This window comes from Pseudomonas paralactis, from assembly GCF_001439735.1.
Lineage (GTDB): Bacteria > Pseudomonadota > Gammaproteobacteria > Pseudomonadales > Pseudomonadaceae > Aquipseudomonas > Aquipseudomonas paralactis.
Genome location: NZ_JYLN01000004.1, coordinates 564,397 through 587,264, shown reverse-complemented (window position 1 = coordinate 587,264; position 22,868 = coordinate 564,397). Strand labels below are relative to the sequence as shown.

Genomic DNA, 22,868 nt, shown 5'->3' with positions numbered 1-22,868 from the left:
AGCGCAATAACTTCAGGCACTTATCTTTTGCCGTCGGTTGAAACCCCGCATGCGCCTCAAGCTGCTGACCAATCTCAATACCCTTCTGCTGGTGGCCGTATGCCTGGCCCTCGGGGCGACGCTGTGGTGGTCGCAACGGGCGCTGGAGCGTCCGTATTTGCTGATGGAGCGCTACCTGGGCCTGTCCCAGGCCTTTCAAAACCAGGCTGCACGCAATATCGATGACTACCTGGCCAGCGGCGATGCCCTGCGCCTGAGCAGCGCCAGCCAGAGCCTGGAAAGCCTGTTGCAGCAAGTCGCGCAATTGCCGGACGCGTTGGCGCAAACCCTGCGCCCCAGCCTCGCAGACCTGGAAACCTTCAGCAAGACCGACCTGCTGGCCGCCGGCAAGCTGGCCGGCGACCCGCAAGCACTGTTATTGCAGGCCGAACGTGAACTGGGGGCGAACCTGGAGCAACTGAGCCAGTACGCCAGCGCCGTCAACTCTGCGGACGCCGCGCGCTACCTGCCGGCGCTGCTGGCCGCTTCGCAGCATCTGGGCAAACTGTCCCTGGCCCGCGACAAGCTGGTGAGCAGTGGCCGCGCCGAGCTGGCCGATGAGGTGGAACGCGAAATGGCCAATATCCGCACCCAGGCCGACCTGCTGGCGCAATTACCCTTGCTTGGGGTGAAGGCCAGCGCCGAATCCAGCGCTGATGATTTTTCCGCGCTGATGGGCCTGGAAAATACCGAAAAAACCACAGCCCAGGATAGCGGTGTCGACCTCAAGCGCGAGCTCAACAGCCTGTTGACCCGCTACCCCGCCGAACTCCAGCGCACCCGCGAACAGATCCAGCAACGCGCCGACCTCGCCGCTGCCACCCAAATGAAAATTGCCAGCGTGCAGCAAGCTATCGCCGGCCTGGAGCCGGTAGTGCGTGCACAGCACGCCAGGATCCAGGGCGAAGTGCGTGTGCTGCAAGGCGTGATGATCGGCCTGATCCTGTTGATCGCGCTACTGATCGACACGCTGCAGCGGCGCCTGGCGCGGGTGCTGACCAACCTGGCACCGGCCTTGTCGACCTGGGCCGAAGGTAATTTCAGCCAACCGATAGCCCTGGGCAAGACCAACCGTGAACTGCACGCTATCGAAGCCTCCCTGAATCGCCTGCGCGCCTATCTGGTGGACCTGGTGGGCACCATTCGCGGGAATGCCGAAGAAGTGGCCGGCAGCAGCCGCGCCCTCGCCGAACTGAGCAGCGGCCTGCACGACGGCGCCGAGCGCCAGGCCGGCGACACCGCGCAGATCCGTGATTCGCTGGGTGAACTGGAAGCCACCATCCAGCAAGTGGCCGGGGATGCCAGCCAGGCTGCCGGCGCCAGTCGCAGTGCCGGCCAGGCCGTGGAACAAGGCCAGCGCGTAATCGGCCTGAGCCTGACCGGGCTGCACGCGCTGGTGGGCGAAGTGCAGCAAAATGCGCAGATGATCGAGAAACTCGCCGAGGAGTCCGCCACCATCGGCGGCGTGCTGACCGTGATTCGCTCGATTGCCGACCAGACCAACCTGCTGGCCCTCAATGCTGCGATCGAAGCCGCTCGCGCCGGTGAGGCCGGGCGCGGCTTCGCGGTGGTAGCCGACGAAGTACGTTCCCTGGCCCAGCGCACCGCTGGCGCCACTGCCGAAATCCAGGGCCTGATCGCTGGCCTGCAAACCGCCGCCCACCAATCGGTGCAGGGCATGCGCGCCCAGGTCGAACACGCCGAAGCCACCGCCCAGCAGGCTCAGGCGGCAGATGGTGCGCTGGATGAAATCGTCGGCGCGATCCAGACAATTTCCGAGACTGCGGTGCGCATTGCCGATGTGACCGCGCAACAAAGTGGAGCCGTGAGCGAGATACGCGACAACAGTGAGCGGATTCACCAGTTAGGTGAGGACAACCTGCTGCGTATCGGCCAGGGCCGTAGCCAGGGCGAACACTTGCTGGTGCTGGGTGGGCAGCTCAATACAGCTGTGCAGGCTTTCCGCGTTTAGCACGATCTATCACACTGTGGAGATCAAAATATGGGAGGGGGCTTGCCCCGATAGCAGTGTGTCAGGCTCAGTATGTGTAGCTGATCCACCGCTATCGGGGGCAAGCCCCCTCCCACATTTGCCCTCCAGTGTTTTATGGATCGTGCTGCCAATGACCAGACCACGCCACTTGGTCACATACTTTGCGCAATCCTCGCTAATCGTGCTGGCTACTGCATAGAACTGGACAGTCACAAAGGCTTTGCGGCATAGTCGCCGGGTTCTGCCGTACCCCACCAATAACAAGGAACAGCCGATGGCGACCTTACTGGTTCTTCACGGACCCAATCTGAACCTGCTTGGCACCCGCGAACCGGGCGTCTACGGGGCAGTGACCCTCGACCAGATCAACCTCGACCTGGAACGACGGGCCCGTGAAGCCGGCCACCATTTGCTCTACCTGCAAAGCAATGCCGAGTATGAATTGATTGATCGCATCCATGCCGCGCGTAACGAAGGCGTGGACTTTATCCTGATCAATCCCGCCGCTTTTACGCATACAAGCGTTGCATTACGTGACGCGCTGCTGGCGGTGAGCATCCCATTCATCGAAGTGCATTTATCGAACGTGCACAAACGCGAAGCTTTCCGCCATCACTCTTACTTCTCCGATGTAGCGGTAGGAGTGATCTGCGGCCTTGGCGCCAGCGGTTACCGACTGGCCCTGGAGGCCGCCCTGGAACACGTTGAAGAACAGGCTAAACGCCCCTGACCGACCCTTGGGAGTTGATGATTCATGGATATCCGTAAAGTTAAGAAACTGATCGAACTGCTGGAAGAATCCGGTATCGACGAGCTGGAAATCAAGGAAGGCGAAGAGTCCGTACGGATCAGCCGTCACAGCAAGACCCCGGCTCAACAGTTCTACGCACCGCAGATGCAAGCACCGGCCCCTGCCGCTGCCGCGCCTGCCGCCGCTCCAGCCGTTGCCGCAGCCCCTGCTGCCCCGGCCGCACCAGCGCTGAACGGTTTCGTGGTCAAGTCGCCAATGGTCGGTACCTTCTACCGCACCCCGGCACCGACCTCGCCAGCCTTCGTTGAAGTGGGCAAAACCGTGAAAGTGGGCGACACCATCTGCATCGTTGAAGCGATGAAGATGATGAACCACATCACCGCTGAAAAAGCCGGCGTCATTGAATCCATCCTGGTAGAAAACGGTCAGCCGGTTGAGTACGACCAGCCGCTGTTCACCATCGTTTGAACCGCGGAGCGCCTTCGATGTTGAAACCTGCGAAGAAACTGCAAAAAGTCCTGATCGCCAACCGCGGCGAGATCGCGCTGCGTATCCTGCGCGCCTGTAAGGAAGAGGGCATCAAGACCGTCGCTGTTTACTCGACGGCCGATACCGAATTGATGCACGTGAAACTGGCGGACGAAAGCATCTGCATCGGCCCGCCATTGGCCACGAACTCGTACCTGAAAGTCTCGAACATCATCGCTGCCGCTGAAGTGACCGGCGCTGATGGCATCCACCCGGGCTACGGCTTCCTTGCGGAAAACGCCGATTTCGCCGAACAGGTGGAAAAATCCGGGTTTGCCTTCATCGGCCCCAAAGCCGAAACCATTCGCCTGATGGGCGACAAGGTGTCGGCCAAGGACGCCATGATCGCAGCCGGCGTGCCAACCGTTCCAGGCTCCGACGGCCCACTGCCTGAAGACGAGGAAACCGCTCTGCGCATTGGTCGCGAAGTCGGCTACCCAGTGATCATCAAGGCCGCCGGTGGCGGTGGTGGTCGCGGCATGCGCGTGGTGCACAACGAAGAAGACCTGATCGAAGCCGCCAAGCAGACCCGCTCCGAAGCGGGCGCCTGGTTCGGCAACCCGATGGTCTACCTGGAGAAGTACCTGACCAACCCACGTCACGTGGAAGTCCAGGTGCTGTCCGACGGCCAGGGCCACGCCATCCACCTGGGTGATCGCGATTGCTCGCTGCAACGTCGCCACCAGAAGGTGCTGGAAGAAGCCCCGGCTCCGGGCCTGGACGAGAAAGCCCGTCAGGAAGTTCTGGCGCGCTGCGTCAAGGCGTGCATCGACATCAACTACCGTGGCGCCGGTACCTTTGAGTTCCTCTACGAGAACGGTCGTTTCTACTTCATCGAGATGAACACTCGTGTGCAGGTAGAACATCCGGTATCGGAGATGGTCACCGGTATCGATATCGTCAAGGAGATGCTGAGCATCGCCGCCGGTAACGTGCTGTCGTTCACCCAGGACGACGTGAAGATGCATGGCCACTCTCTGGAGTGCCGCATCAACGCCGAAGACCCGAAAACCTTTATCCCAAGCCCTGGCCTGGTCAAGCATTTCCACGCGCCCGGCGGCAACGGCGTACGTGTGGATTCGCACCTGTACAGCGGCTACAAGGTTCCGTCCAACTACGACTCGCTGATCGGCAAGCTGATCACCTGGGGCGCAACCCGCGACGAGGCCATGGCCCGTATGCGTAACGCCCTGGATGAAATCGTGGTCGACGGCATCAAGACCAACATCCCGCTGCATCGGGACCTGGTTCGCGATGAAGGCTTCTGCGAAGGTGGTGTGAACATTCACTACCTGGAACACAAGCTGGCCAACCAGTAAGTGCTCCACCCAACAAAACCGCCTTCGGGCGGTTTTGTTGTTTCTGGGCCCCAAAAAACACCACCAAACCCAGTGGGAGCTGGCTTGTGTGGGAGCTGGCTTGCCTGCGATGGCATCACCTCGTTCCGGCAGAAAAACCTAGGTGCCTGCATCGCGGGCAAGCCCGGCTCCCACACAAGCCACACATTTGGACCGGGTGCAGTCAGTGGTGTCGTCTTCTGCCCGCCGCTCGCGTAAACTTGCGCGCTTTCGCGGCCTACGCGCTGCACATTCATTTTTTTCAAAGGTGCCCGCCATGCCTTGGCTGCAAGTCCGTCTCGCCATCAGCCCAGAACAAGCCGAAACCTACGAAGACGCTTTCCTCGAAGTGGGCGCTGTCTCGGTGACCTTCATGGACGCCGAAGACCAGCCGATCTTCGAGCCGGAACTCAACACCACGCCGCTGTGGTCCCACACCCACCTGCTGGCCCTGTTTGAAGACGGCACCGATGCCGCCGCCGTACTGGCCCATATGGAACTGCTCACCGGCGGCCCGCTGCCCGAGCATCACAGCGAAGTGATCGAAGACCAGGACTGGGAGCGCAGTTGGATGGACAACTTCCAGCCCATGCGCTTCGGCCAGCGCTTGTGGATCGTGCCAAGCTGGCACGCTGCTCCTGAGCCAGACGCCGTCAACCTGCTGCTGGACCCGGGCCTGGCGTTCGGCACCGGCACCCACCCCACCACCGCTCTGTGCCTGGAATGGCTGGACGGCCAGGACCTGACCGACAGCAACGTCCTGGACTTCGGCTGCGGCTCGGGGATCCTGGCAATTGCCGCGCTGCTGCTGGGCGCCAAGGAGGCCGTGGGCACCGACATCGACGTGCAGGCCCTGGAAGCTTCCCGCGATAACGCCGGGCGCAACAACATTGCTGAAGGCAAATTCCCACTCTATCTGCCTGAAGACCTGCCCCAGGTTCAAGCGGATGTATTGGTCGCCAATATCCTCGCCGGACCGTTGGTGTCGCTGGCACCGCAATTGTCGAGCCTGGTCAAGCCGGGTGGGCGCCTGGCGCTGTCGGGCATCCTCGCCGAGCAAGGTGAAGACGTGGCGGCGGCCTACGCCAAGGACTTCGAGCTGGACCCGATCGCCAACCGTGATGGCTGGGTACGCATCAGCGGTCGTCGGCGCTAGAATGAGCGCTTGTCTGAATCGGATGGCCGCATGACCGACAGTTTCGTCACCCAGTGCCCGCATTGCCAAGCCCGTTTCCGCGTCAACCACGCTCAATTGAGCGTGGCCCGTGGCGTGGTGCGCTGCGGCTCCTGCCTGCAAGTGTTCAACGCCGCTCGCCAGTTGCTGGAGCAACGCGCCCAAGTGTTGGCAGCCGAAGCTGAACGGCCCGCTGCGGTCGAGCCAACGCCTGAACCCCCGCGAGCCATCAGCCAGAAACAGTGGACAGCCCAGGAGCTGGACCTGGACAACCTGGACCTGGACGAAGAACTGGCCAAGCTTGAGCGCCGCGAGATTCAGCACACCCAACCTCTGGGCGCAGAGCGTCGGCAGCCCGGCAGCGAACGTCGACACAAGGAAGACACCCTCAGCGCCAGCCGCGACACGGTCAAGGCCGAGGAAGAAAAGTGGGCCGCCAGCCTGTTCAGCGAACCCGCGCAAGAGCGCGCAGCTGACGACGAGGACGAGCCCGAACCGAGCAATACCCGGCAGCGCACCGAACCGTCCATGTCGCTGCACAGCGAAGCCATCGACGACGAGCCCACCCTGCTCTCGCCCCTGCATGACGACGAGCCTGACCCGCCCTTCACACCCCTGACCCCAGCGGCAGAAGAGGCCGATGAACGCCCGCATCCACGGGGCAAACGCCCTCGCGCCGAGGCCAGCGTCCACGACGCCATGCTCCAGGATCTGGAAGACGACCCGCTGCACCTCTATGCACAGAAACGTCCGTCAGGCTGGGGCCGCCGCCTGATCTGGATCCTGCTGGTCCTGATCGCCGCCGCTGGCCTGGCAGGCCAGTACATCGCCTACCAATTCGACGAACTGGCCCGCCAGGACGCCTACCGCCCATGGTTCCAGCAGCTGTGCCCAAAAGTGGGCTGCACCGTGCCATCGCGGGTCGACATCGCCCATATAAAGAGCAGTAACCTGGTGGTACGCAGCCATCCGGAGTTCGCCGGTGCGCTGGTGGTCGATGCGATCCTCTATAACCGTGCGACCTTTTCCCAGCCGTTTCCGCTGCTGGAACTGCGTTTTGCGGATTTGAATGGCAGCCTGATCGCCAGTCGTCGCTTCAAACCCGCCGAATATCTGAGCGGCGAGTTGGCCGGGGTCAGCGAAATGCCCTCGCAGACACCGATCCACATTTCCCTGGACATCCTTGATCCCGGCAACAAAGCCGTGAACTACAGCCTGAGCTTCCACTCGCCCGAGTGAAACGGCACGCCCGAAGAGGTTTGACGGCGGATTATTGACTTGACCGACGTCAACCAAACCGCTGGCGATAAAAAAATAACTGTTCAGATTTTATCCAATTCAGCCTTTAACCCGTCATCGAGAGCGGGTATCATGCCAACCCTTTTTCGAACTCTAATGATCCGGCCCCACAACAGGGAAGTCCTATGTCGGCGGTACGCATCGGCCCATATACATTGCAGAACGGCTTGATCCTCGCCCCGATGGCGGGTGTCACCGATCAGCCCTTTCGTCAGCTGTGCAAGCGTTTGGGCGCGGGTCTAGTAGTCTCTGAAATGGTTACCAGCGACATGAGTTTGTGGAACACCCGCAAATCGCGGATGCGCATGATCCACGAAGGTGATCCCGAGCCACGCTCGGTACAGATCGCCGGGGGTGATGCGCAGATGCTGGCGGATGCGGCCCGGGCCAATGTTGAGCTGGGTGCGCAGATCATCGATATCAACATGGGCTGCCCGGCCAAGAAGGTCTGCAACAAGGCCGCCGGTTCCGCCCTGTTGAAAGATGAGCAGTTGGTCGCCGAGATCCTGCAGGCCGTGGTTGGCGCAGTCGATGTGCCGGTGACCCTGAAGATTCGTACCGGTTGGGACCGGGACAACAAAAATGGCCTCACAGTGGCAAAGATCGCTGAACAGGCCGGGATTACAGCGCTGGCGGTGCATGGCCGCACCCGCGCCGACCTTTATACCGGTGAAGCCGAGTACGACACCATTGCCGCGATCAAGCAGGCTGTGTCGATGCCGGTATTTGCCAATGGCGACATCGACTGCGCCGAGAAAGCCCGGCGCGTGCTGCACGCAACCGGTGCCGACGGATTGTTGATTGGCCGGGCCGCCCAGGGGCGACCATGGATTTTTCGCGAGATCGAGCATTTCCTGCGCACCGGTGAAGTCTTGCCGGCGCCGGAGCTGGTCGAAGTGGAACGTATTCTGCTTGAGCATCTGGCCGCCCTGCACGCCTTCTATGGGGATGTGATGGGCGTACGCATTGCTCGCAAGCATGTCGGCTGGTATCTCGCCACCTTGCCGGGCGCCAAGGAATTTCGCGCTCAGTTCAATCGTTTGGATGAAACGCAGGCACAGGTCGCCACCGTTCGTGAGTTCTTCGCCGAACGTGACAAGAGCCTGGGAACAGGGGATGGAAAAGGGGTGGCCGCATGACGATGATGACCGAGACTTTAGTGAGTGGAACAACACCCGTGAGCGACAACGTCAATTTGAAACAGCACCTCAACACGCCCAGCGAAGAAGGCCAGACCCTTCGCGGGAGTGTCGAGAAAGCGCTGCACAATTATTTCGCCCACCTTGAGGGTGCTTCCGTCACGGACGTGTACAACCTGGTGCTCTCCGAAGTCGAGGCGCCCTTGCTCGAAAGCGTGATGAACTACGTCAAGGGCAATCAGACCAAAGCCAGTGAGCTGCTGGGCCTGAACCGTGGCACCTTGCGCAAAAAGCTCAAGCAGTACGATTTGCTGTAAGCATTCAATCAAACCAGAAAGGCGCCCGCGTAAAACCGGTCGCCTTTTTTGCTGACTCCTTTGCTTTTGATGGAAATTGAAATGACCGACCAGACTACCCGCCTGCCGATCCGCCGCGCCTTGATCAGTGTTTCCGACAAGACCGGGATCCTCGAATTTGCCCGGGAGCTGGAAGCCCTGGGTGTGGAAATCCTCTCCACGGGCGGGACTTTCAAACTGCTGCAGGACAACGGCGTGGCCGCAGTAGAAGTCGCGGACTACACCGGCTTCGCAGAAATGATGGACGGTCGAGTCAAGACCCTGCACCCGAAAATCCACGGCGGTATCCTCGGCCGTCGCGGTATCGACGACGCCATCATGACCGAGCACGGCATCAAGCCGATCGACCTGGTGGCCGTTAACCTTTACCCGTTCGAAGCCACCATCAACAAGCCAGGCTGCGACCTGCCGACCGCCATCGAAAACATCGATATCGGCGGCCCGACCATGGTGCGCTCGGCGGCCAAGAACCACAAAGATGTGGCCATCGTGGTCAACGCCAGCGACTACGCCAACGTGCTGGAAAACCTGAAAGCCGGTGGCCTGACCTACGCCCAGCGTTTCGACCTGATGCTCAAGGCGTTCGAACACACCGCCGCCTACGACGGCATGATCGCCAACTACATGGGCACCGTGAACCAGGCGGCTGACACCCTCAGCACCGAAGGCCGCAGCCAGTTCCCGCGCACGTTCAACAGCCAGTTCATCAAGGCCCAGGAAATGCGCTACGGCGAGAACCCGCACCAGAGCGCGGCGTTCTACGTGGAAGCCAAGCCTGCCGAAGTGGGCATTGCCACCGCGACCCAACTGCAAGGCAAAGAACTTTCCTACAACAACGTGGCCGATACCGACGCCGCGCTGGAATGCGTGAAGAGCTTCGTCAAACCGGCCTGCGTAATCGTCAAGCACGCCAACCCGTGCGGCGTGGCCGTGAGCCCGGACGCTGAAGGCGGTATCCGCCAGGCCTACGAACTGGCCTACGCCACCGACACCGAATCCGCGTTCGGCGGCATCATTGCCTTCAACCGCGAGCTGGACGCCGAGACCGCCAAGGCCATCGTCGAGCGTCAGTTCGTCGAAGTCATCATCGCCCCAAGCGTCAGCGAAGAGGCCCGCGCCATTGTCGCCGCCAAAGCCAACGTGCGCCTGCTGGCCTGCGGCGAGTGGTCGGCCGACCGCGCCGCTGCCTGGGACTACAAGCGCGTCAACGGCGGCTTGCTGGTACAGAGCCGCGACATCGGCATGATCGGCAGCGACGACTTGAAAGTGGTGACCAAGCGCGCACCGACCGAGCAAGAGATCAACGACTTGATCTTCGCCTGGAAAGTGGCCAAGTACGTTAAATCCAACGCCATCGTCTACGCCAAGAACCGCCAGACCATCGGTGTCGGCGCCGGCCAGATGAGCCGTGTGAACTCGGCGCGTATCGCCGCGATCAAGGCAGAGCACGCCGGTTTGCAGGTGGTGGGTTCGGTGATGGCTTCCGATGCGTTCTTCCCGTTCCGTGATGGCCTGGATAACGCCGCGAAAGCCGGTGTGACTGCCGTGATCCAACCGGGTGGCTCGATGCGTGATGCAGAAGTGATTGCCGCCGCTGATGAAGCCGGCATCGCCATGGTGTTCACCGGTATGCGCCACTTCCGCCACTGATTGATTTGATCTCAAGCGGGCACCGGCTTCATGTGGGAGCTGGCTTGCCTGCGATGGCATCACCTCGGTGCAACTGACACACCGAGGTGCCCGCATCGCAGGCTAGCCAGCTCCCACAGAAAAACAGCCAACAGTGCCCCCACGAATTTGCTCCATCCGAGGTTTTTGAAATGAATGTTTTGATCATTGGCAGCGGTGGCCGTGAACACGCCCTGGCCTGGAAAGTAGCCCAGGACCCACGCGTGCAGAAAGTCTTCGTGGCCCCCGGCAACGCCGGTACCGCCATCGAAGCCAAGTGCGAAAACGTCGCCATCGACGTGCTGGCCCTGGAGCAACTGGCAGATTTTGCCGAGAAGAACGTTTCCCTGACCATCGTCGGCCCGGAAGTGCCACTGGTAGCAGGTGTTGTGGATCTGTTCCGCAGCCGTGGCCTGGATTGCTTCGGCCCGACCGCGGGCGCCGCCCAGCTGGAAGGCTCGAAAGCCTTCACCAAGGACTTCCTGGCACGCCACAAGATCCCGACCGCCGACTACCAGAACTTCACCGAGATCGAGCCGGCCCTGGCTTACCTGCGTGAAAAAGGCGCACCCATCGTGATCAAGGCCGACGGCCTGGCGGCCGGTAAAGGCGTGATCGTCGCCATGACCCTGCAGGAAGCCGAAGACGCCGTGCGCGACATGCTCGCCGGCAATGCCTTTGGTGACGCCGGTTCGCGCGTGGTTATCGAGGAGTTCCTCGACGGCGAAGAAGCCAGCTTTATCGTGATGGTCGACGGCAAGAACGTACTGCCCATGGCCACCAGCCAGGACCACAAGCGTGTCGGCAATGGCGACAGCGGCCCGAACACCGGCGGCATGGGGGCTTACTCCCCGGCGCCAGTGGTCACCAGCGATGTGCATCAGCGTGTCATGGACCTGGTGATCTGGCCGACCGTGCGCGGCATGGCCGACGAAGGCAACGTCTACACCGGTTTCCTCTACGCCGGCCTGATGATCGACAAAGCCGGTAACCCGAAAGTCATCGAGTTCAACTGCCGTTTCGGCGATCCGGAAACACAACCGGTGATGCTGCGCCTGCAATCGAGCCTGGTGCTGCTGGTGGAAGCGGCACTGGCCCAAGCGCTGGATAAGGTCGAAGCGCAGTGGGACCCACGCCCGAGCGTCGGCATCGTGCTGGCGGCCGGTGGTTACCCTGCCGATTACGCCAAGGGCGATGTGATTGAAGGTCTGGACGCCGCCGCCACGCTGGAAGGCAAGGTGTTCCACGCAGGCACCGCGCTCAAGGACGGCAAAGTTGTAACCGCAGGTGGCCGTGTGTTGTGCGCCACCGCAATGGGTGCCAGTGTCGATGCCGCCCAACAGCAGGCGTACAAGCTGGCTGCGAAAATCGACTGGAACGGTTGCTTCTACCGCACCGACATCGGCTACCGCGCCATTGCCCGTGAACGCGGTGAGAACAGCTGAGAGCTACACTTGCAGTAGCTATCCGTTCGGTTAGGTAAGGGCCTTTGGCCCTTGCCGTACCCATGTCGCCCCGCGCATAGTTAACCCGTGCATCAACCTACGAAGGGATTTCGCCGTGCGCTGGCTCAGGATCGCCATAGGTTTCACAGTCAGCTTGCTGACCCTGCTCTGCCTGCTCCCGGCCCAGGCCGCCGCGCAAGGCAGTGGTTGGGCGGTATTGCTTGATGAACAGGCCGACCTGCAACTGAGCGACATCCGTTCCGCCCGCTACACCAATCAATTCAGCCCCATCGAACTGGACCGGATCACTGCCGCGCAGCCGGACGGTGCGTTGTGGGTGCGCTTCAGGCTGCAGCCCGGCAAGCACGAACAAGTGCTGCGGGTGTTCGCCCCGGATCTTTCCAACCTGAGCCTGTATGTCCTGGACGGCGATACCCTGGTGGAGCAACAAACCACCGGCACGCGCCAACCCCAGGCTGAACGCCCGTTACCCAGCAGCGATTTCATGCTGCCGATGCCCCAGAGCACGCGGCCTCTGGAAGTGTACCTGCGCCTGGTCTCGGAACACGAGCTGCGCCCCTATATCACCCTGGAACCTGCGGTACTGGCCGCCGCCAACCAGAACCAGACGCTGATTTACGGCCTGCTGTTCGGCGTGCTGCTGATGCTGATCCTGCACAACCTCACGCGCTTCGCCTACCACCGCTCGCGCAGCAGCCTTTGGCTGGCCGCCTGTGAATTGCTGTTGATGCTCAGCCTGGCGCTGTTGCTCAACCTGGTGGGGCCATGGCTGCCGAACTGGCACGCGATCCAGACCCCTGGCGCCTACCTCGCCCTGTTGCTGACCGCACCCTGCGGGTTGATGTTTGCCTACCGCTTCTTCATGCCCCTGGGCCCGCACCCGCTGAACAAGGTGTTGATGGCCGACATCCTGCTGATCGTGCTCTGCGGCCTGCTGTTGTTGTTCGTCAATACCCTGCCGCTGAACATCATCACCTACGCCCTGGTGGCGCTGGCCGGCCTGAGCATGTTGTTTGTCTCGGCCTACCACTGGCAAAAAGGCTATCGCCCGGCGCGCCTGTTCGTCGCGGCGATGGTGGTGTTCAACATCGGCACGCTGATCATTCTTCCCGCCCTGCTCGGCCTCACCCTGGTGGCGCCGCAGGGTCTGATCGTCACGCTGCTGAGTTTCATCTGCCTCAGCGGCCTGCTGATGAGCCTGGCCCTGGGCGAACGTCAGCGGGCGATTGTCGAAACCCGCTTCAGCCTGAGCCGCGACCTGGCGGCCAGCAACGCCGAAATCGCCGCCAAGGCCGAGTTCCTGGCGAAGATCAGCCATGAAATTCGCACGCCGATGAACGGCGTGCTGGGCATGACCGAATTGCTATTGGGTACGCCACTCTCGGTGAAGCAACGCGACTACGTGCAGACCATCCACAGCGCCGGCAACGAACTGCTCACCCTGATCAACGAGATTCTCGACATATCCAAGCTGGAGTCCGGGCAGATCGAACTGGATGATGTGCAGTTCGACCTCAACGCGTTGATCGACGACTGCCTGAGTATCTTCCGCGCCAAGGCCGAGCAGCAGAATGTCGAGCTGATCAGCTTTATCCAGCCCCAGGTGCCGCGCGTGATCAGCGGCGACCCGACGCGCCTGCGCCAGGCGCTGTTGAGCCTGCTGGAAAACGCCTTGCACAAGACCGATGAAGGCGAAGTGCTGATCGTCGTGGCCCTGGACGAGCGCAGCAGCAAGCCACGCCTGCGCATTGCCGTGCAGGACAGCGGCGTGCCGATGGAAGCGGCCGAACGCGACGCGCTGCTGCACAGCGAACTGCACAGCAAGAACTTCCTCTCGGCGACACGCTTGAGCGGTAACCTGGGCCTGGTCATTGCCCGCCAGTTGATCCTGCTGATGAACGGCGAGTTCGGCATCAAGAGCGGCAGTCATCAGGGCAGTACCCTGTGGCTGACCCTGCCGCTGGATCCGGAACGCCTGGAACACCCGACGTCGGACCTCGACGGCCCGCTCAAGGACGCCCGCGTGCTGGTGGTGGACGACAACGACACCTGCCGCAAAGTACTGGTGCAGCAATGTTCGGCCTGGGGCCTGAACGTCAGCGCCGTACCGTCCGGCAAGGAGGCCCTGGCGCTGCTGCGCACCAAGGCGCACCTGCGTGATTACTTCGACGTGGTGCTGTTGGACCAGAACATGCCCGGCATGACCGGCATGCAACTGGCGGCGAAGATCAAGGAAGACCCGAGCCTGAATCACGACATCCTGCTGATCATGCTCACCGGTATCAGCAACGCACCGAGCAAGATCATCGCGCGCAACTGCGGGATCAAGCGCATCCTCGCCAAACCGGTGGCCGGCTATACGCTCAAGACCACCCTGGCCGACGAATTGGCCCAGCGCAGCAAAGGCGCCGCTATTCCACGCCCCGCACCCAGTGCACCGGTGGCGGTAACCGTACCGAGCGATTTCCGCATCCTGGTGGCCGAAGACAACAGCATTTCCACCAAAGTGATTCGCGGGATGCTCGGCAAACTCAACCTCAACCCGGACACCGCCAGCAACGGCGAAGAAGCCCTGCAAGCGATGAAAGCCCAGCGCTATGATCTGGTGCTGATGGATTGTGAAATGCCAATCCTCGACGGATTTTCCGCCACCCAGCAACTGCGCGCGTGGGAAGTCAGCCACCAACGCGTACGCACGCCGGTAGTGGCGCTCACGGCGCACATTCTCTCGGAACATAAGGAACGCGCACGCCAGGCCGGCATGGACGGGCATATGGCCAAGCCGGTGGAGCTGTCACAGTTGCGTGAGCTGGTGGATTACTGGGTGGTGCAACGCCAGCAACGCCCTGAGCACAGCACCCTTTCCTGACTTGAAATACCATCCCCTGTGGGAGCTGGCTTGCCTGCGATAGCGATGTATCAGTCACTGATGTATTAACTGACCCACTGCTATCGCAGGCAAGCCAGCTCCCACATTTGATCTGTGTCGGATAGACTCCTCCACACTTTCTCCGCCCGCGAGCCGCCCCCATGCTCCATGTGTTATTCAGCGTTTACCTGAAGATGCTGGTGCTCTACAGCCCGTTCTTTGTGCTGTCCTGCTTTATCAGCCTGACCCGTGGTTATTCCAGCAAGGAGCGTCGGCGCCTGGCCTGGAAGGTTGCACTGGCGACCCTGGTATCGAGTGTGTTGCTCTACCTGTTCGGCCGGGTAATTTTCAGCGTGTTCGGCATTACCGTGGATGCGTTCCGTATCGGCGCCGGCAGCGTGTTGTTTATCTCCGCATTGGGCATGGCTCAGGGCAAGTCGGCGGTGCAGACCGACAACGTGCAGCAGGACGTGACCATCGTACCGCTGACCATCCCGCTCACCGTCGGCCCCGGCACTATCGGCGCACTGCTGGTGATGGGCGTGAGCCAGCCCCACTGGGACGACAAGCTCACCGCCATCCTCAGCATCGCCTTGGCCAGCCTCACCGTGGGTGTGGTGCTGTACCTGTCCAACCGTATCGAACGGATTCTCGGCGACCAGGGTTTGCAGATTGTCAGCCGGTTGATGGGCCTGTTTGTGTGCGCCCTGGCCGCGCAAATTATTTTTACCGGAGTTCGCGGCTACCTGGTGCCTTAGATCCGGTATTTGGCAATCGCCAATTGCACCTTGTCACCGGCGCTTTCGCGCATCAGCTGGATGGTTTTTTCGTTGACCACCGAGGTGTTCAGCACCAGGCAGGTTTGCCCGCTGAAAGCCTCCAACGATGAGCTATCCCATTCAAGAAACGGCACTCCCACCTGTTTGCTCACACCGTGGCTGCTGTAGGTCACCAGCACCATCATCACTTCGCCATTGGTTTGGGCACAGGACGCCACGCCAAAATCACCACCTTCCTGCACCGTACTGTTGCGCTTGAACAAATCGAAAGATGCCGGCTGCTGCTTCAATGCCTCCAGCGCATCGGCGGCCAGTTTGGGCAGCGCGGTCACCAGCGGCCCCGACAGTGACATCGACCCCAGCAGCGCGCCGATGATATTCAGCGCAGCCAATTGCACGGTCAGCCCCTTGCCCGAGCGTGAGACCCGCTCGAAACTGCTGCGCACCGGCAGCCAGCCAAGGCTGACCATGACCTTGATAAATTCGTCGTACCACGCCTCGGTGCCTCGATGCACCTTCAGCACATCGCTCACGTAACTGCTGGCCAACAGGTAACTCTTGCGAATGTATTCGCGGTTCAGCCCGGACAGCCCCTCGGCGAAGGAAAGCACCCCATTGTTGACCACCGCCGCGTTGCAGTCGTCTTCGGTGTCCAGAGGTAACGCCGCGTGCGCTCCAGGTGCCCCGGGCAACTTGTAGGCGGCGATCAGTTTGCGCCGTTTGGTACTGTTGATCCTTCTGTGATGTCGCTCCATTTTTCAGTTCTCCACAAGCACCCGACATGGGGCTTTCCTCCACACTAGTCCAGCGGGCGGAGGGCTTTCCATGCGACAAACATGCCTTGGTGGAACCGGTCAAAACCGCGTGCCCAGCAATCACGAGGCGCAGCCGCCAGGCGTGCGGTTTTCAGCGTGAAAATAAAGAAAAAGCCCCGAACAACCTCAGGACAATCCTTGGGTCATTCGGAGCTTTCCGGCAGCCGGCGGGCTGTTTTCAGGAGGCGGGTTTGTCGCCGTACCAACGCGGCGTATACACCCACTCCCCGCCACCGGCACGCGGGAACACGCAGGTGGTGGACGAGCCGATCAGCACCATGGTGCGCATGTCCACCTGCTCGGGCGTCAATTGGCCGAGGGTGATGACACGCAGTGTCTGGCCCGGCCGACCGATGTCGCGGCCCAACACTACCGGCGTCTCGGACGTGCGGTGCAGACGGACAATCTCCAGAGCGCGCCCCAGTTGCCAGGGCCGCGAACGGGAGATCGGGTTGTAGAACGCCAGCGCCAGGTCGGCCTGGGAAGCCAGGTCCAGGCGTTTTTCGATGATCGACCAGGGCTTGAGGTTATCCGACAGCGACATAACGCAAAAGTCATGACCCAAGGGCGCGCCCGCCTGGGCGGCGGTGGCCAGGGAGGCGGAAACCCCCGGCAGGATTTCCAGGTCGACCTGATGCCAGGCCGGGTCGCTGGATTCGTGCAGCGCCTCGATCACCGCGGCGGCCATGGCGAACACACCCGGGTCGCCGGACGACACCACCACCACCGAACGCCCCTGCGCAGCCAGCTCGAAAGCGTGGCGAGCGCGCTGCATTTCTTCGCGGTTGTCGGTGCAGTGTTGCACTTGATCGTCACGGAACGGCCCAGCCATGCGCACATAGGTTTCATACCCCAGCACATCGGTGCAACGCGCCAGTTCCGCCTTGACCGCCGGCACCATCAACTCGGCGGCGCCAGGGCCCAGGCCGATCACTGCGAGACGGCCACGGGGGCGCCCCACCTGCGACACGTCCAGGGGCTGCTCGGCCACGGTAATGCTGATATCCGCAACGGGCGCCAGTGCGGCAAAACGCAGCGGTACACCCAACGCCAGCGCAGCTTCATGCAATGAAGCGTCGGCCATCTGCAGATCACTGGCCAACAGGCAGGCGAGCGCTTGCACGGCGATCCCCGCCTCATGCAGCGCCGTGCGCACACGCGCGGCCAACTGCGCACCGGGCTTGCAGGTAACGCAGACATTTTGCGGGTAAATCAGCAGCTCGTCGGGTGCCGCCGGGCGCTCGGCACTGCCCACATGAATCGCCAGGCGCGCCTGCTGGTCCTGTGCCAGGTTGGCCTGGTCCAGCCACGGCGCGGCGCCTTCGATGCGCACGGGCTCACCGGCCAAGAGGTCGGAAACAAAACGCTTGCCCAGCTCAAGGTCCGCCAGTTGATACCCCGCCGGCGGGTTGAGCAGGCAGGTACCAAAGCGCAGCTCGCCACTGGTGGTGATTGCCGCGGATACGCCCAGTGCCGCAGCGATATCCCGCGCCATCACATTCACCCCGCCCAGGCCACCAAGCAGCGGCACCACGGCACTGCCGTCTTCAGCCACGGCCAGCACGGCAGGTTCCTCGCCCTTTTCCAACAGCAGCGGCGCCAAGGTGCGAATCACAATGCCGGCAGCGCACAGGGCAATCAGCGGCGTGCCTTGCTGGTAGAGTTGGCGCAGCGTCGCGCCGAACTCGCTGTAGTGCTGGTCTGCGCCTTCAACCCGAGCGGCCAGGCCGTGGATCAACGCGCCGGGGTAAACCTGCTGGATCTTGCGTGCCGTCGCCAGGCTGCCTTGGCCCAGAATCACAATCGCCGGCGTCATCAACCTTGCCACCTTTCACCGGGCACGATGATCAGCGAGAAATACGGCGACGACATCGGCTCCACCTGATCCAGCGGCACGATCTTCTGATTGGCCATGGTGGCGCGCTCCACGTACAACGCACGCTCGGCCAGGCCCAGCTCTTCCAACACCTGGCGTACCTTCGGGAAGTTGCGCCCCAGTTTCATGATCACGGCGGCATCCGCATCCGCCAGGCGGCGCTTGAGGTCCTCATGGGGCAATACGCCCGAGAGCACCGACAAGCTCTGGTTGCGATACACCAACGGTGCGCCGAGCACCGAAGCGCCACCGAGCATTGAACACACGCCCGGAATCACCTGGGCTTCGTAGCGCTCGGCAAGGCGGTCATGCAGGTACATGTAGGAGCCGTAGAAGAACGGATCACCTTCGCAGATCACCGCCACATCGCGGCCTGCATCCAGGTGTGCGGCCACGTCGAGGCTGGCGTGGTCGTAGAAGTCGCTGATCACCTGCTCATAGGACAGCGGCGCCGGCAGCGCTTCAGTGGTAACCGGGTACACCAGCGGCATCAGCGTCTGCTGCGGCACCAGGTGGTCTTCGATGATGCCGAAAGCGTTGCCCTTCTTGCCCTTGGCCACGAAGTACGCCACCACCGGCGATTCACGCAGCAGGCGCAGGGCCTTGAGCGTGATCAGTTCCGGGTCACCGGGGCCTACGCCCAGGCCGATCAAACGTCCGCGCACCTGCATTATTCGACCTCCGTGGCCAGGGCATTGACGGCGGCGGCGGCCATGGCGCTGCCGCCCAGGCGACCTTGCATGATCACGAACGGCACGCCACGGCTGTCGGCGGCAAGCATGGCCTTGGATTCGGCGGCGCCGACGAAACCGACCGGGAAACCCAGGATCAACGCCGGTTTCGGCGCGCCGGCATCGAGCATTTCCAACAGATAGAACAAGGCGGTCGGCGCGTTGCCGATCACCACCACACTGCCTTCCAAATGCGGACGCCACAGTTCCAGGGCGGCGGCGGAACGAGTATTGCCCAACTCGCGCGCCAGCTGCGGCACGCTGTCATCACGCAAGGTGCAGATCACCTCGTTATTGGCCGGCAGACGCGCACGGGTCACGCCCTCGGAGACCATCCGCGCATCACACAGGATCGGCGCGCCAGCGGCCAGCGCATCGCGCCCGGCCTTGCCCGCACCTTCGGAAAACTGCAGACCGTCGATAGCCTCCACCATGCCGCACGCATGGATCACCCGCACCGCGAGTTTTTCCAGGTCGGCCGGGATGCGCTCCAGGTTGGCTTCCGCGCGAATAATGGCGAAGGAGTTGCGATAGATCTCCTGACCGTCGCGGATGTAATCAATCATCGGTGTTGCTCCGTGGGCGAGCGCGTAACAGGGCGCCCGCCGCTTCAATGGAAAGAGTGCGCGCGTGCAGCCGACCGAAACCCGGGTGGGCTGCGTCGCGAAAATAGAGGTCGTAGTGGCCGGGGCTCACCGCCAGCAACGTGACTGGCGCGGTGTGCGCGGCGGCGCAAGAGCGCGAGCAGCCGGACAGGTGAGCTTCGACGCCCGGTTGCAGCGCGGCCAGTTGCACCGCGTCGGCCTTGGTGTCGGCCAGGCCCTTGCCGCAACCGCTGGAGCCGGTGCAGGCGATCATGCGCGCCAAGGGATGGTCGGTTGAACACAGAAAGCCCAGTTGCGCCAAGCCTTCGGTCACGGCGCCAGGACGTTCAATGTTAGGCAGCAACACGCCCTGCCAGGGGGTGAAGCGCAAGGTGCCATCGCCATACTCGCTGGCCAGTTGCGCCGCGCCCTGGAGCATCAGCGAATCCAGGCGGCCCAATGGCGCGATTGCCGCAACGTAAAACTGATTCTTTTGAGTCTGTGGATAACTGCCGATGTGCAGCAATGCATCGCTGGCCGGGCGTTTGAAGCCCTGCGCCGACAACAGCGGCAGGCTCAGACGGCTCACTACGTTATCCACAGGCAGATGACGCATACGCGTTTGCTCGGGCGTCGCCAGGTCGAGAAAGGCCTCCAGCACCGCCACCACCAGCGCATGGCCGTGGTCCAGCGGCACCGCCGCCACCGGCGCATCCAGCCCCGGGCAGCCGGCCAGGCCGAACGCCAACAGCGTCTGCCCCTCGCGCACAAACGCCGACAGCCACAGGTCATGGTGATGCTCCAGCATCGCCAGAGCTTCACCGCCATCGAGTTGTATCGCGAACTTGGCCGACAACTGGTGGAACCGCGCATGGTTTTGCAAGGTGGCAAGAATCTGTGTCGCCAATGGGCGAGTATCGAACCACATCTGCGGGTCGATCCCGGCGCTGGGGCTGAGCATCAGGTTGCGCACGTCGTCACCGGCAGCGTTATTCGGGCCGAGGCCGGCGGCGAGCAACCGGGCGATCAAGGCGTCCTGCTCGGCGCCAATGCCGCGGATCTGCAAGTTGGCGCGGTTGGTCGCCTCGATCACCCCGCCCGCATACATGCGAGCCGCGTCCGCCACGGCGTTGGCCTGATCCGCGGTGATCGAACCACCGGCCAGTTTGATCCGACAAATGCCGCCGTCCAGCGCCTGGACAATACGCAGCAACCCCGGACAAGCCGAGGGGCGCAAGGTATTCACAGCGGGCATTGGGTTCACGGGGCTACCGGTTGACGGGTAAAGGCGCGGTATTATGCCTGCTTTGTCCGGCGGCATGAAAAGCCTGCCCGTCGGATGTCGTTCAAGGAATTGATATGTCGCCCTGGCTGACGGTTGTAGGCATCGGTGAAGACGGCTTCAAGGGCCTGGGCAGGAATGCCCGGCACGCCCTGTTGCGCGCCACGCGGATTATAGGCGGCCAACGCCAGTTGGACCTGTTGCCGCTGTGTATTGGTGGCGAGCGCCAGCTGTGGCCGAGCCCGTTTTCCCTGGAGCCGGTACTGTCGCGGCGGGGGGAGCCTGTGTGCGTCTTGGCCAGTGGCGACCCGATGTTCTATGGCGTCGGCGCCAGCCTGGCGCGGCAAGTGCCAGCTGAAGAGCTGTTGATTTTGCCCGCGCCATCGTCGGTATCCCTGGCGGCGGCGCGCCTGGGCTGGCCGTTGCAGGAGGTGGTGACGTTATCCGTGGTGGCTCGCCCGGTGGCGGCACTTAATGCGCATCTGGCCAGTGGCGTGCGCTTGTTGGTGTTGAGCAATGACGGCAGCAGCCCCGCGTTGATTGCGGCGTTGTTGGCCGAGCGCGGCTTTGGCCCCAGTCGGATAACTGTGTTTGAACATTTGGGCGGCCCGGCTGAGCGGCGTATCGGCGGGCACGCACAAGCGTGGGAGCACATGGCGGTTGCCGATTTGAACCTGGTCGCCATCGACTGCCTGGCCGATGCCAACGCACCGCGTCTGTCGCGCCTTGCCGGCTTGCCCGACGCGGCTTTCAAGCACGACGGCCAACTGACCAAACGCGATGTGCGCGCCATGACCCTCGCCCGCCTCGCCCCCATGCCCGGCGAACTGCTGTGGGACGTGGGCGCGGGCAGCGGCTCCATCGGTATCGAATGGATGCGCACGCATCCAAGCTGCCGCGCCGTGGCAATCGAGGCCGACGCAGGCCGTCAAAGCCTGATCGAACACAACCGCGATGCCCTCGGCGTGCCTGGCCTGCAGCTGGTTCGTGGCAAGGCGCCGGAAGCGTTAAACGGCCTGGAAGCACCGGACGCTATTTTTATCGGCGGCGGCGTCACCCGCGACGGCGTGCTCGACACCTGCTGGCAACACCTGCGGCCCGGCGGGCGGCTGGTCGCCAATGCCGTGACCCTGCAAAGCGAAATGACCTTGATGACCTGGCGTGCCGAGCATGGCGGCGAACTGACCCGCATCCACGTGGCCCAGGCGCAGCCACTGGGCGAGTTCGATACCTGGCGCCAGACGCTGCCGATCACGTTGCTGGACGTGGTCAAACCGTTATGAAAAGGATTCTGCTGCTGGGCGGTGTCACCGAAGCACTGGCCATCGCCCGCACCTTGGGGCCGCAGCATATCTACAGCCTGGCCGGCGTGGGCCGCGTGCCGACCGACCTCACCTGCCAGGTTCGCGTCGGGGGTTACGGAGGCGCTGAAGGGTTAGCGCAGTTTATTCGTGACGAACGTATCAGCCTGATCCTTGACGCCACCCATCCGTATGCAGCGCAGATCAGCCAAAACGCGGCCCAAGCGGCGCGATTGAGCGACGTGCCTTGCTGGGCATTACGCCGCCCGGCCTGGCAGCCGCAGCCGGGGGACGATTGGCGCGAGGTCGCTGACTGGGCCGAGTTGGTCGAAGCGCTCAAACCCTTCAAGCGCCCGCTGTTCACCTTGGGCCGCGAACCCTTGCAGCACCTCGACGAAATCCCCGCCGAGCAGTTCTGGACCTTGCGCGCGCTGGATGTGTATCCGGGCAACGAGCGTTGCGAGGTGATCGGCGCACGCGGGCCGTTCCTCATCGAGGACGAGCGGGCGTTGTTCGAAGAACGGCGGATTGATGTGCTGATCAGCAAGAACAGCGGCAGCACCGCCACCGAGCCGAAGCTGGAAGTGGCGCGTGAGCAGGGGGTGCCGGTGTTGGTATTGAAGCGGCCGGTGTTGGCTGCGATGGATCGAGAGTTCACAGCAGTGCCAGCGTTGCTAGAGGCAATCACCCTTTTCTAAACACCACCTATCCAATGTGGGCTTGCTCGCGAAGGCAGTGTGTCGGCCAAAACATCCAGCGACTGACACACCGCTTTCGCGAGCAAGCCCGCTCCCACACTTTGGAACTGCGTTATCAGACGGCGGTAGTGGATCAGCTAGCAAAGGCGTTAGCTCAATCAACTGCGCAACGGTTCAACGAGA

Annotated in this window: 19 protein-coding genes; 14 read left to right on the top strand and 5 right to left on the bottom strand. The window is 62.4% G+C overall.

The features are described from left to right. Nucleotides 1-49 precede the first annotated feature (49 nt). From TX23_RS14070 to TX23_RS14015, 12 genes are all read left to right on the top strand, one after another. Nucleotides 50-2,011, top strand: coding sequence for a methyl-accepting chemotaxis protein (locus TX23_RS14070; protein ID WP_057702655.1), 1,962 nt, complete (start codon nt 50-52; stop codon nt 2,009-2,011). Nucleotides 2,012-2,306: 295 nt separating this feature from the next. Next, on the top strand, nt 2,307-2,762 hold the full coding sequence (gene aroQ, locus TX23_RS14065; protein ID WP_032878109.1) for a type II 3-dehydroquinate dehydratase: 456 nt from the start codon (nt 2,307-2,309) through the stop codon (nt 2,760-2,762). A gap of 24 nt (nt 2,763-2,786) precedes the next feature. Beyond that, complete coding sequence (gene accB, locus TX23_RS14060) at nt 2,787-3,251, top strand: acetyl-CoA carboxylase biotin carboxyl carrier protein (RefSeq protein ID WP_043049479.1); 465 nt, start codon at nt 2,787-2,789, stop codon at nt 3,249-3,251. A 17-nt stretch (nt 3,252-3,268) separates the two neighbouring features. Continuing rightward, the gene (gene accC, locus TX23_RS14055) at nt 3,269-4,630 is read left to right on the top strand and encodes an acetyl-CoA carboxylase biotin carboxylase subunit (protein ID WP_057702654.1); all 1,362 of its coding nucleotides are present in this window, start codon (nt 3,269-3,271) and stop codon (nt 4,628-4,630) included. Nucleotides 4,631-4,925: 295 nt separating this feature from the next. Beyond that, complete coding sequence (gene prmA, locus TX23_RS14050) at nt 4,926-5,804, top strand: 50S ribosomal protein L11 methyltransferase (RefSeq protein WP_034134793.1); 879 nt, start codon at nt 4,926-4,928, stop codon at nt 5,802-5,804. Between the two features lie 30 nt (nt 5,805-5,834). Beyond that, complete coding sequence (locus TX23_RS14045) at nt 5,835-7,061, top strand: DUF3426 domain-containing protein (RefSeq protein WP_057702653.1); 1,227 nt, start codon at nt 5,835-5,837, stop codon at nt 7,059-7,061. A gap of 185 nt (nt 7,062-7,246) precedes the next feature. After that, nucleotides 7,247-8,260 (top strand): tRNA dihydrouridine synthase DusB, encoded by a 1,014-nt coding sequence (dusB, locus tag TX23_RS14040; RefSeq protein ID WP_032878112.1) that lies wholly within the window; start codon nt 7,247-7,249, stop codon nt 8,258-8,260. Continuing rightward, nucleotides 8,257-8,577: a DNA-binding transcriptional regulator Fis gene (fis, locus tag TX23_RS14035; RefSeq protein ID WP_002555375.1), complete on the top strand. Its 321-nt coding sequence runs from the start codon at nt 8,257-8,259 to the stop codon at nt 8,575-8,577. The genes dusB and fis overlap by 4 nt, the downstream gene beginning before the upstream one ends. Before the next feature lie 81 nt (nt 8,578-8,658). Beyond that, complete coding sequence (gene purH / locus TX23_RS14030; protein ID WP_034126415.1) at nt 8,659-10,266, top strand: bifunctional phosphoribosylaminoimidazolecarboxamide formyltransferase/IMP cyclohydrolase; 1,608 nt, start codon at nt 8,659-8,661, stop codon at nt 10,264-10,266. A gap of 170 nt (nt 10,267-10,436) precedes the next feature. Then, nucleotides 10,437-11,729 (top strand): phosphoribosylamine--glycine ligase, encoded by a 1,293-nt coding sequence (gene purD / locus TX23_RS14025; protein WP_057702652.1) that lies wholly within the window; start codon nt 10,437-10,439, stop codon nt 11,727-11,729. Between the two features lie 115 nt (nt 11,730-11,844). After that, entirely contained in the window at nt 11,845-14,619 is a 2,775-nt protein-coding gene (locus TX23_RS14020) for a hybrid sensor histidine kinase/response regulator (protein WP_057702651.1), read from the top strand. A 161-nt stretch (nt 14,620-14,780) separates the two neighbouring features. Continuing rightward, on the top strand, nt 14,781-15,377 hold the full coding sequence (locus tag TX23_RS14015) for a MarC family protein (protein WP_003171467.1): 597 nt from the start codon (nt 14,781-14,783) through the stop codon (nt 15,375-15,377). On the opposite strand, the gene TX23_RS14010 is transcribed toward TX23_RS14015, so the two are convergent. The 5 genes from TX23_RS14010 to cobG all read right to left on the bottom strand — a co-directional run bounded on the left by TX23_RS14010 (nt 15,374) and on the right by cobG (nt 20,725). After that, nucleotides 15,374-16,153: a hypothetical protein gene (locus TX23_RS14010; protein WP_057702650.1), complete on the bottom strand. Its 780-nt coding sequence runs from the start codon at nt 16,151-16,153 to the stop codon at nt 15,374-15,376. The genes TX23_RS14015 and TX23_RS14010 overlap by 4 nt on opposite strands. 238 nt (nt 16,154-16,391) lie before the next feature. Beyond that, a complete protein-coding gene (gene cobJ, locus TX23_RS14005; RefSeq protein ID WP_057702649.1) occupies nt 16,392-18,029 on the bottom strand; it encodes a precorrin-3B C(17)-methyltransferase in 1,638 nt (545 codons plus the stop codon). Beyond that, nucleotides 18,029-18,760: a precorrin-2 C(20)-methyltransferase gene (locus TX23_RS14000; RefSeq protein ID WP_057702648.1), complete on the bottom strand. Its 732-nt coding sequence runs from the start codon at nt 18,758-18,760 to the stop codon at nt 18,029-18,031. Before TX23_RS14000 ends, cobJ begins: the two co-directional genes overlap by 1 nt. Then, the gene (locus tag TX23_RS13995) at nt 18,760-19,386 is read right to left on the bottom strand and encodes a precorrin-8X methylmutase (protein WP_057702647.1); all 627 of its coding nucleotides are present in this window, start codon (nt 19,384-19,386) and stop codon (nt 18,760-18,762) included. The genes TX23_RS14000 and TX23_RS13995 overlap by 1 nt, the downstream gene beginning before the upstream one ends. Beyond that, nucleotides 19,379-20,725 (bottom strand): precorrin-3B synthase, encoded by a 1,347-nt coding sequence (cobG, locus tag TX23_RS13990; RefSeq protein ID WP_057702646.1) that lies wholly within the window; start codon nt 20,723-20,725, stop codon nt 19,379-19,381. Before cobG ends, TX23_RS13995 begins: the two co-directional genes overlap by 8 nt. A gap of 38 nt (nt 20,726-20,763) precedes the next feature. Between cobG and TX23_RS13985 the strand changes: the two genes are divergently transcribed. Both TX23_RS13985 and TX23_RS13980 read left to right on the top strand, forming a co-directional pair. Beyond that, nucleotides 20,764-21,969, top strand: a complete 1,206-nt coding sequence (locus tag TX23_RS13985) for a bifunctional cobalt-precorrin-7 (C(5))-methyltransferase/cobalt-precorrin-6B (C(15))-methyltransferase (protein WP_057702645.1) — start codon at nt 20,764-20,766, stop codon at nt 21,967-21,969. Further along, nucleotides 21,966-22,685 (top strand): cobalt-precorrin-6A reductase, encoded by a 720-nt coding sequence (locus tag TX23_RS13980; protein WP_057702644.1) that lies wholly within the window; start codon nt 21,966-21,968, stop codon nt 22,683-22,685. Before TX23_RS13985 ends, TX23_RS13980 begins: the two co-directional genes overlap by 4 nt. Nucleotides 22,686-22,868: the final 183 nt, after the last annotated feature.

Coding starts and splice junctions, on each gene's coding strand:
- TX23_RS14070 (WP_057702655.1), top strand. CDS start 50: ATGCGCCTCAAGCTGCTGACCAATCTCAATACCCTTCTGCTGGTGGCC.
- aroQ (WP_032878109.1), top strand. CDS start 2,307: ATGGCGACCTTACTGGTTCTTCACGGACCCAATCTGAACCTGCTTGGC.
- accB (WP_043049479.1), top strand. CDS start 2,787: ATGGATATCCGTAAAGTTAAGAAACTGATCGAACTGCTGGAAGAATCC.
- accC (WP_057702654.1), top strand. CDS start 3,269: ATGTTGAAACCTGCGAAGAAACTGCAAAAAGTCCTGATCGCCAACCGC.
- prmA (WP_034134793.1), top strand. CDS start 4,926: ATGCCTTGGCTGCAAGTCCGTCTCGCCATCAGCCCAGAACAAGCCGAA.
- TX23_RS14045 (WP_057702653.1), top strand. CDS start 5,835: ATGACCGACAGTTTCGTCACCCAGTGCCCGCATTGCCAAGCCCGTTTC.
- dusB (WP_032878112.1), top strand. CDS start 7,247: ATGTCGGCGGTACGCATCGGCCCATATACATTGCAGAACGGCTTGATC.
- fis (WP_002555375.1), top strand. CDS start 8,257: ATGACGATGATGACCGAGACTTTAGTGAGTGGAACAACACCCGTGAGC.
- purH (WP_034126415.1), top strand. CDS start 8,659: ATGACCGACCAGACTACCCGCCTGCCGATCCGCCGCGCCTTGATCAGT.
- purD (WP_057702652.1), top strand. CDS start 10,437: ATGAATGTTTTGATCATTGGCAGCGGTGGCCGTGAACACGCCCTGGCC.
- TX23_RS14015 (WP_003171467.1), top strand. CDS start 14,781: ATGCTCCATGTGTTATTCAGCGTTTACCTGAAGATGCTGGTGCTCTAC.
- TX23_RS14010 (WP_057702650.1), bottom strand. CDS start 16,153: ATGGAGCGACATCACAGAAGGATCAACAGTACCAAACGGCGCAAACTG.
- cobJ (WP_057702649.1), bottom strand. CDS start 18,029: ATGACGCCGGCGATTGTGATTCTGGGCCAAGGCAGCCTGGCGACGGCA.
- TX23_RS14000 (WP_057702648.1), bottom strand. CDS start 18,760: ATGCAGGTGCGCGGACGTTTGATCGGCCTGGGCGTAGGCCCCGGTGAC.
- TX23_RS13995 (WP_057702647.1), bottom strand. CDS start 19,386: ATGATTGATTACATCCGCGACGGTCAGGAGATCTATCGCAACTCCTTC.
- cobG (WP_057702646.1), bottom strand. CDS start 20,725: ATGCCGCCGGACAAAGCAGGCATAATACCGCGCCTTTACCCGTCAACC.
- TX23_RS13985 (WP_057702645.1), top strand. CDS start 20,764: ATGTCGCCCTGGCTGACGGTTGTAGGCATCGGTGAAGACGGCTTCAAG.
- TX23_RS13980 (WP_057702644.1), top strand. CDS start 21,966: ATGAAAAGGATTCTGCTGCTGGGCGGTGTCACCGAAGCACTGGCCATC.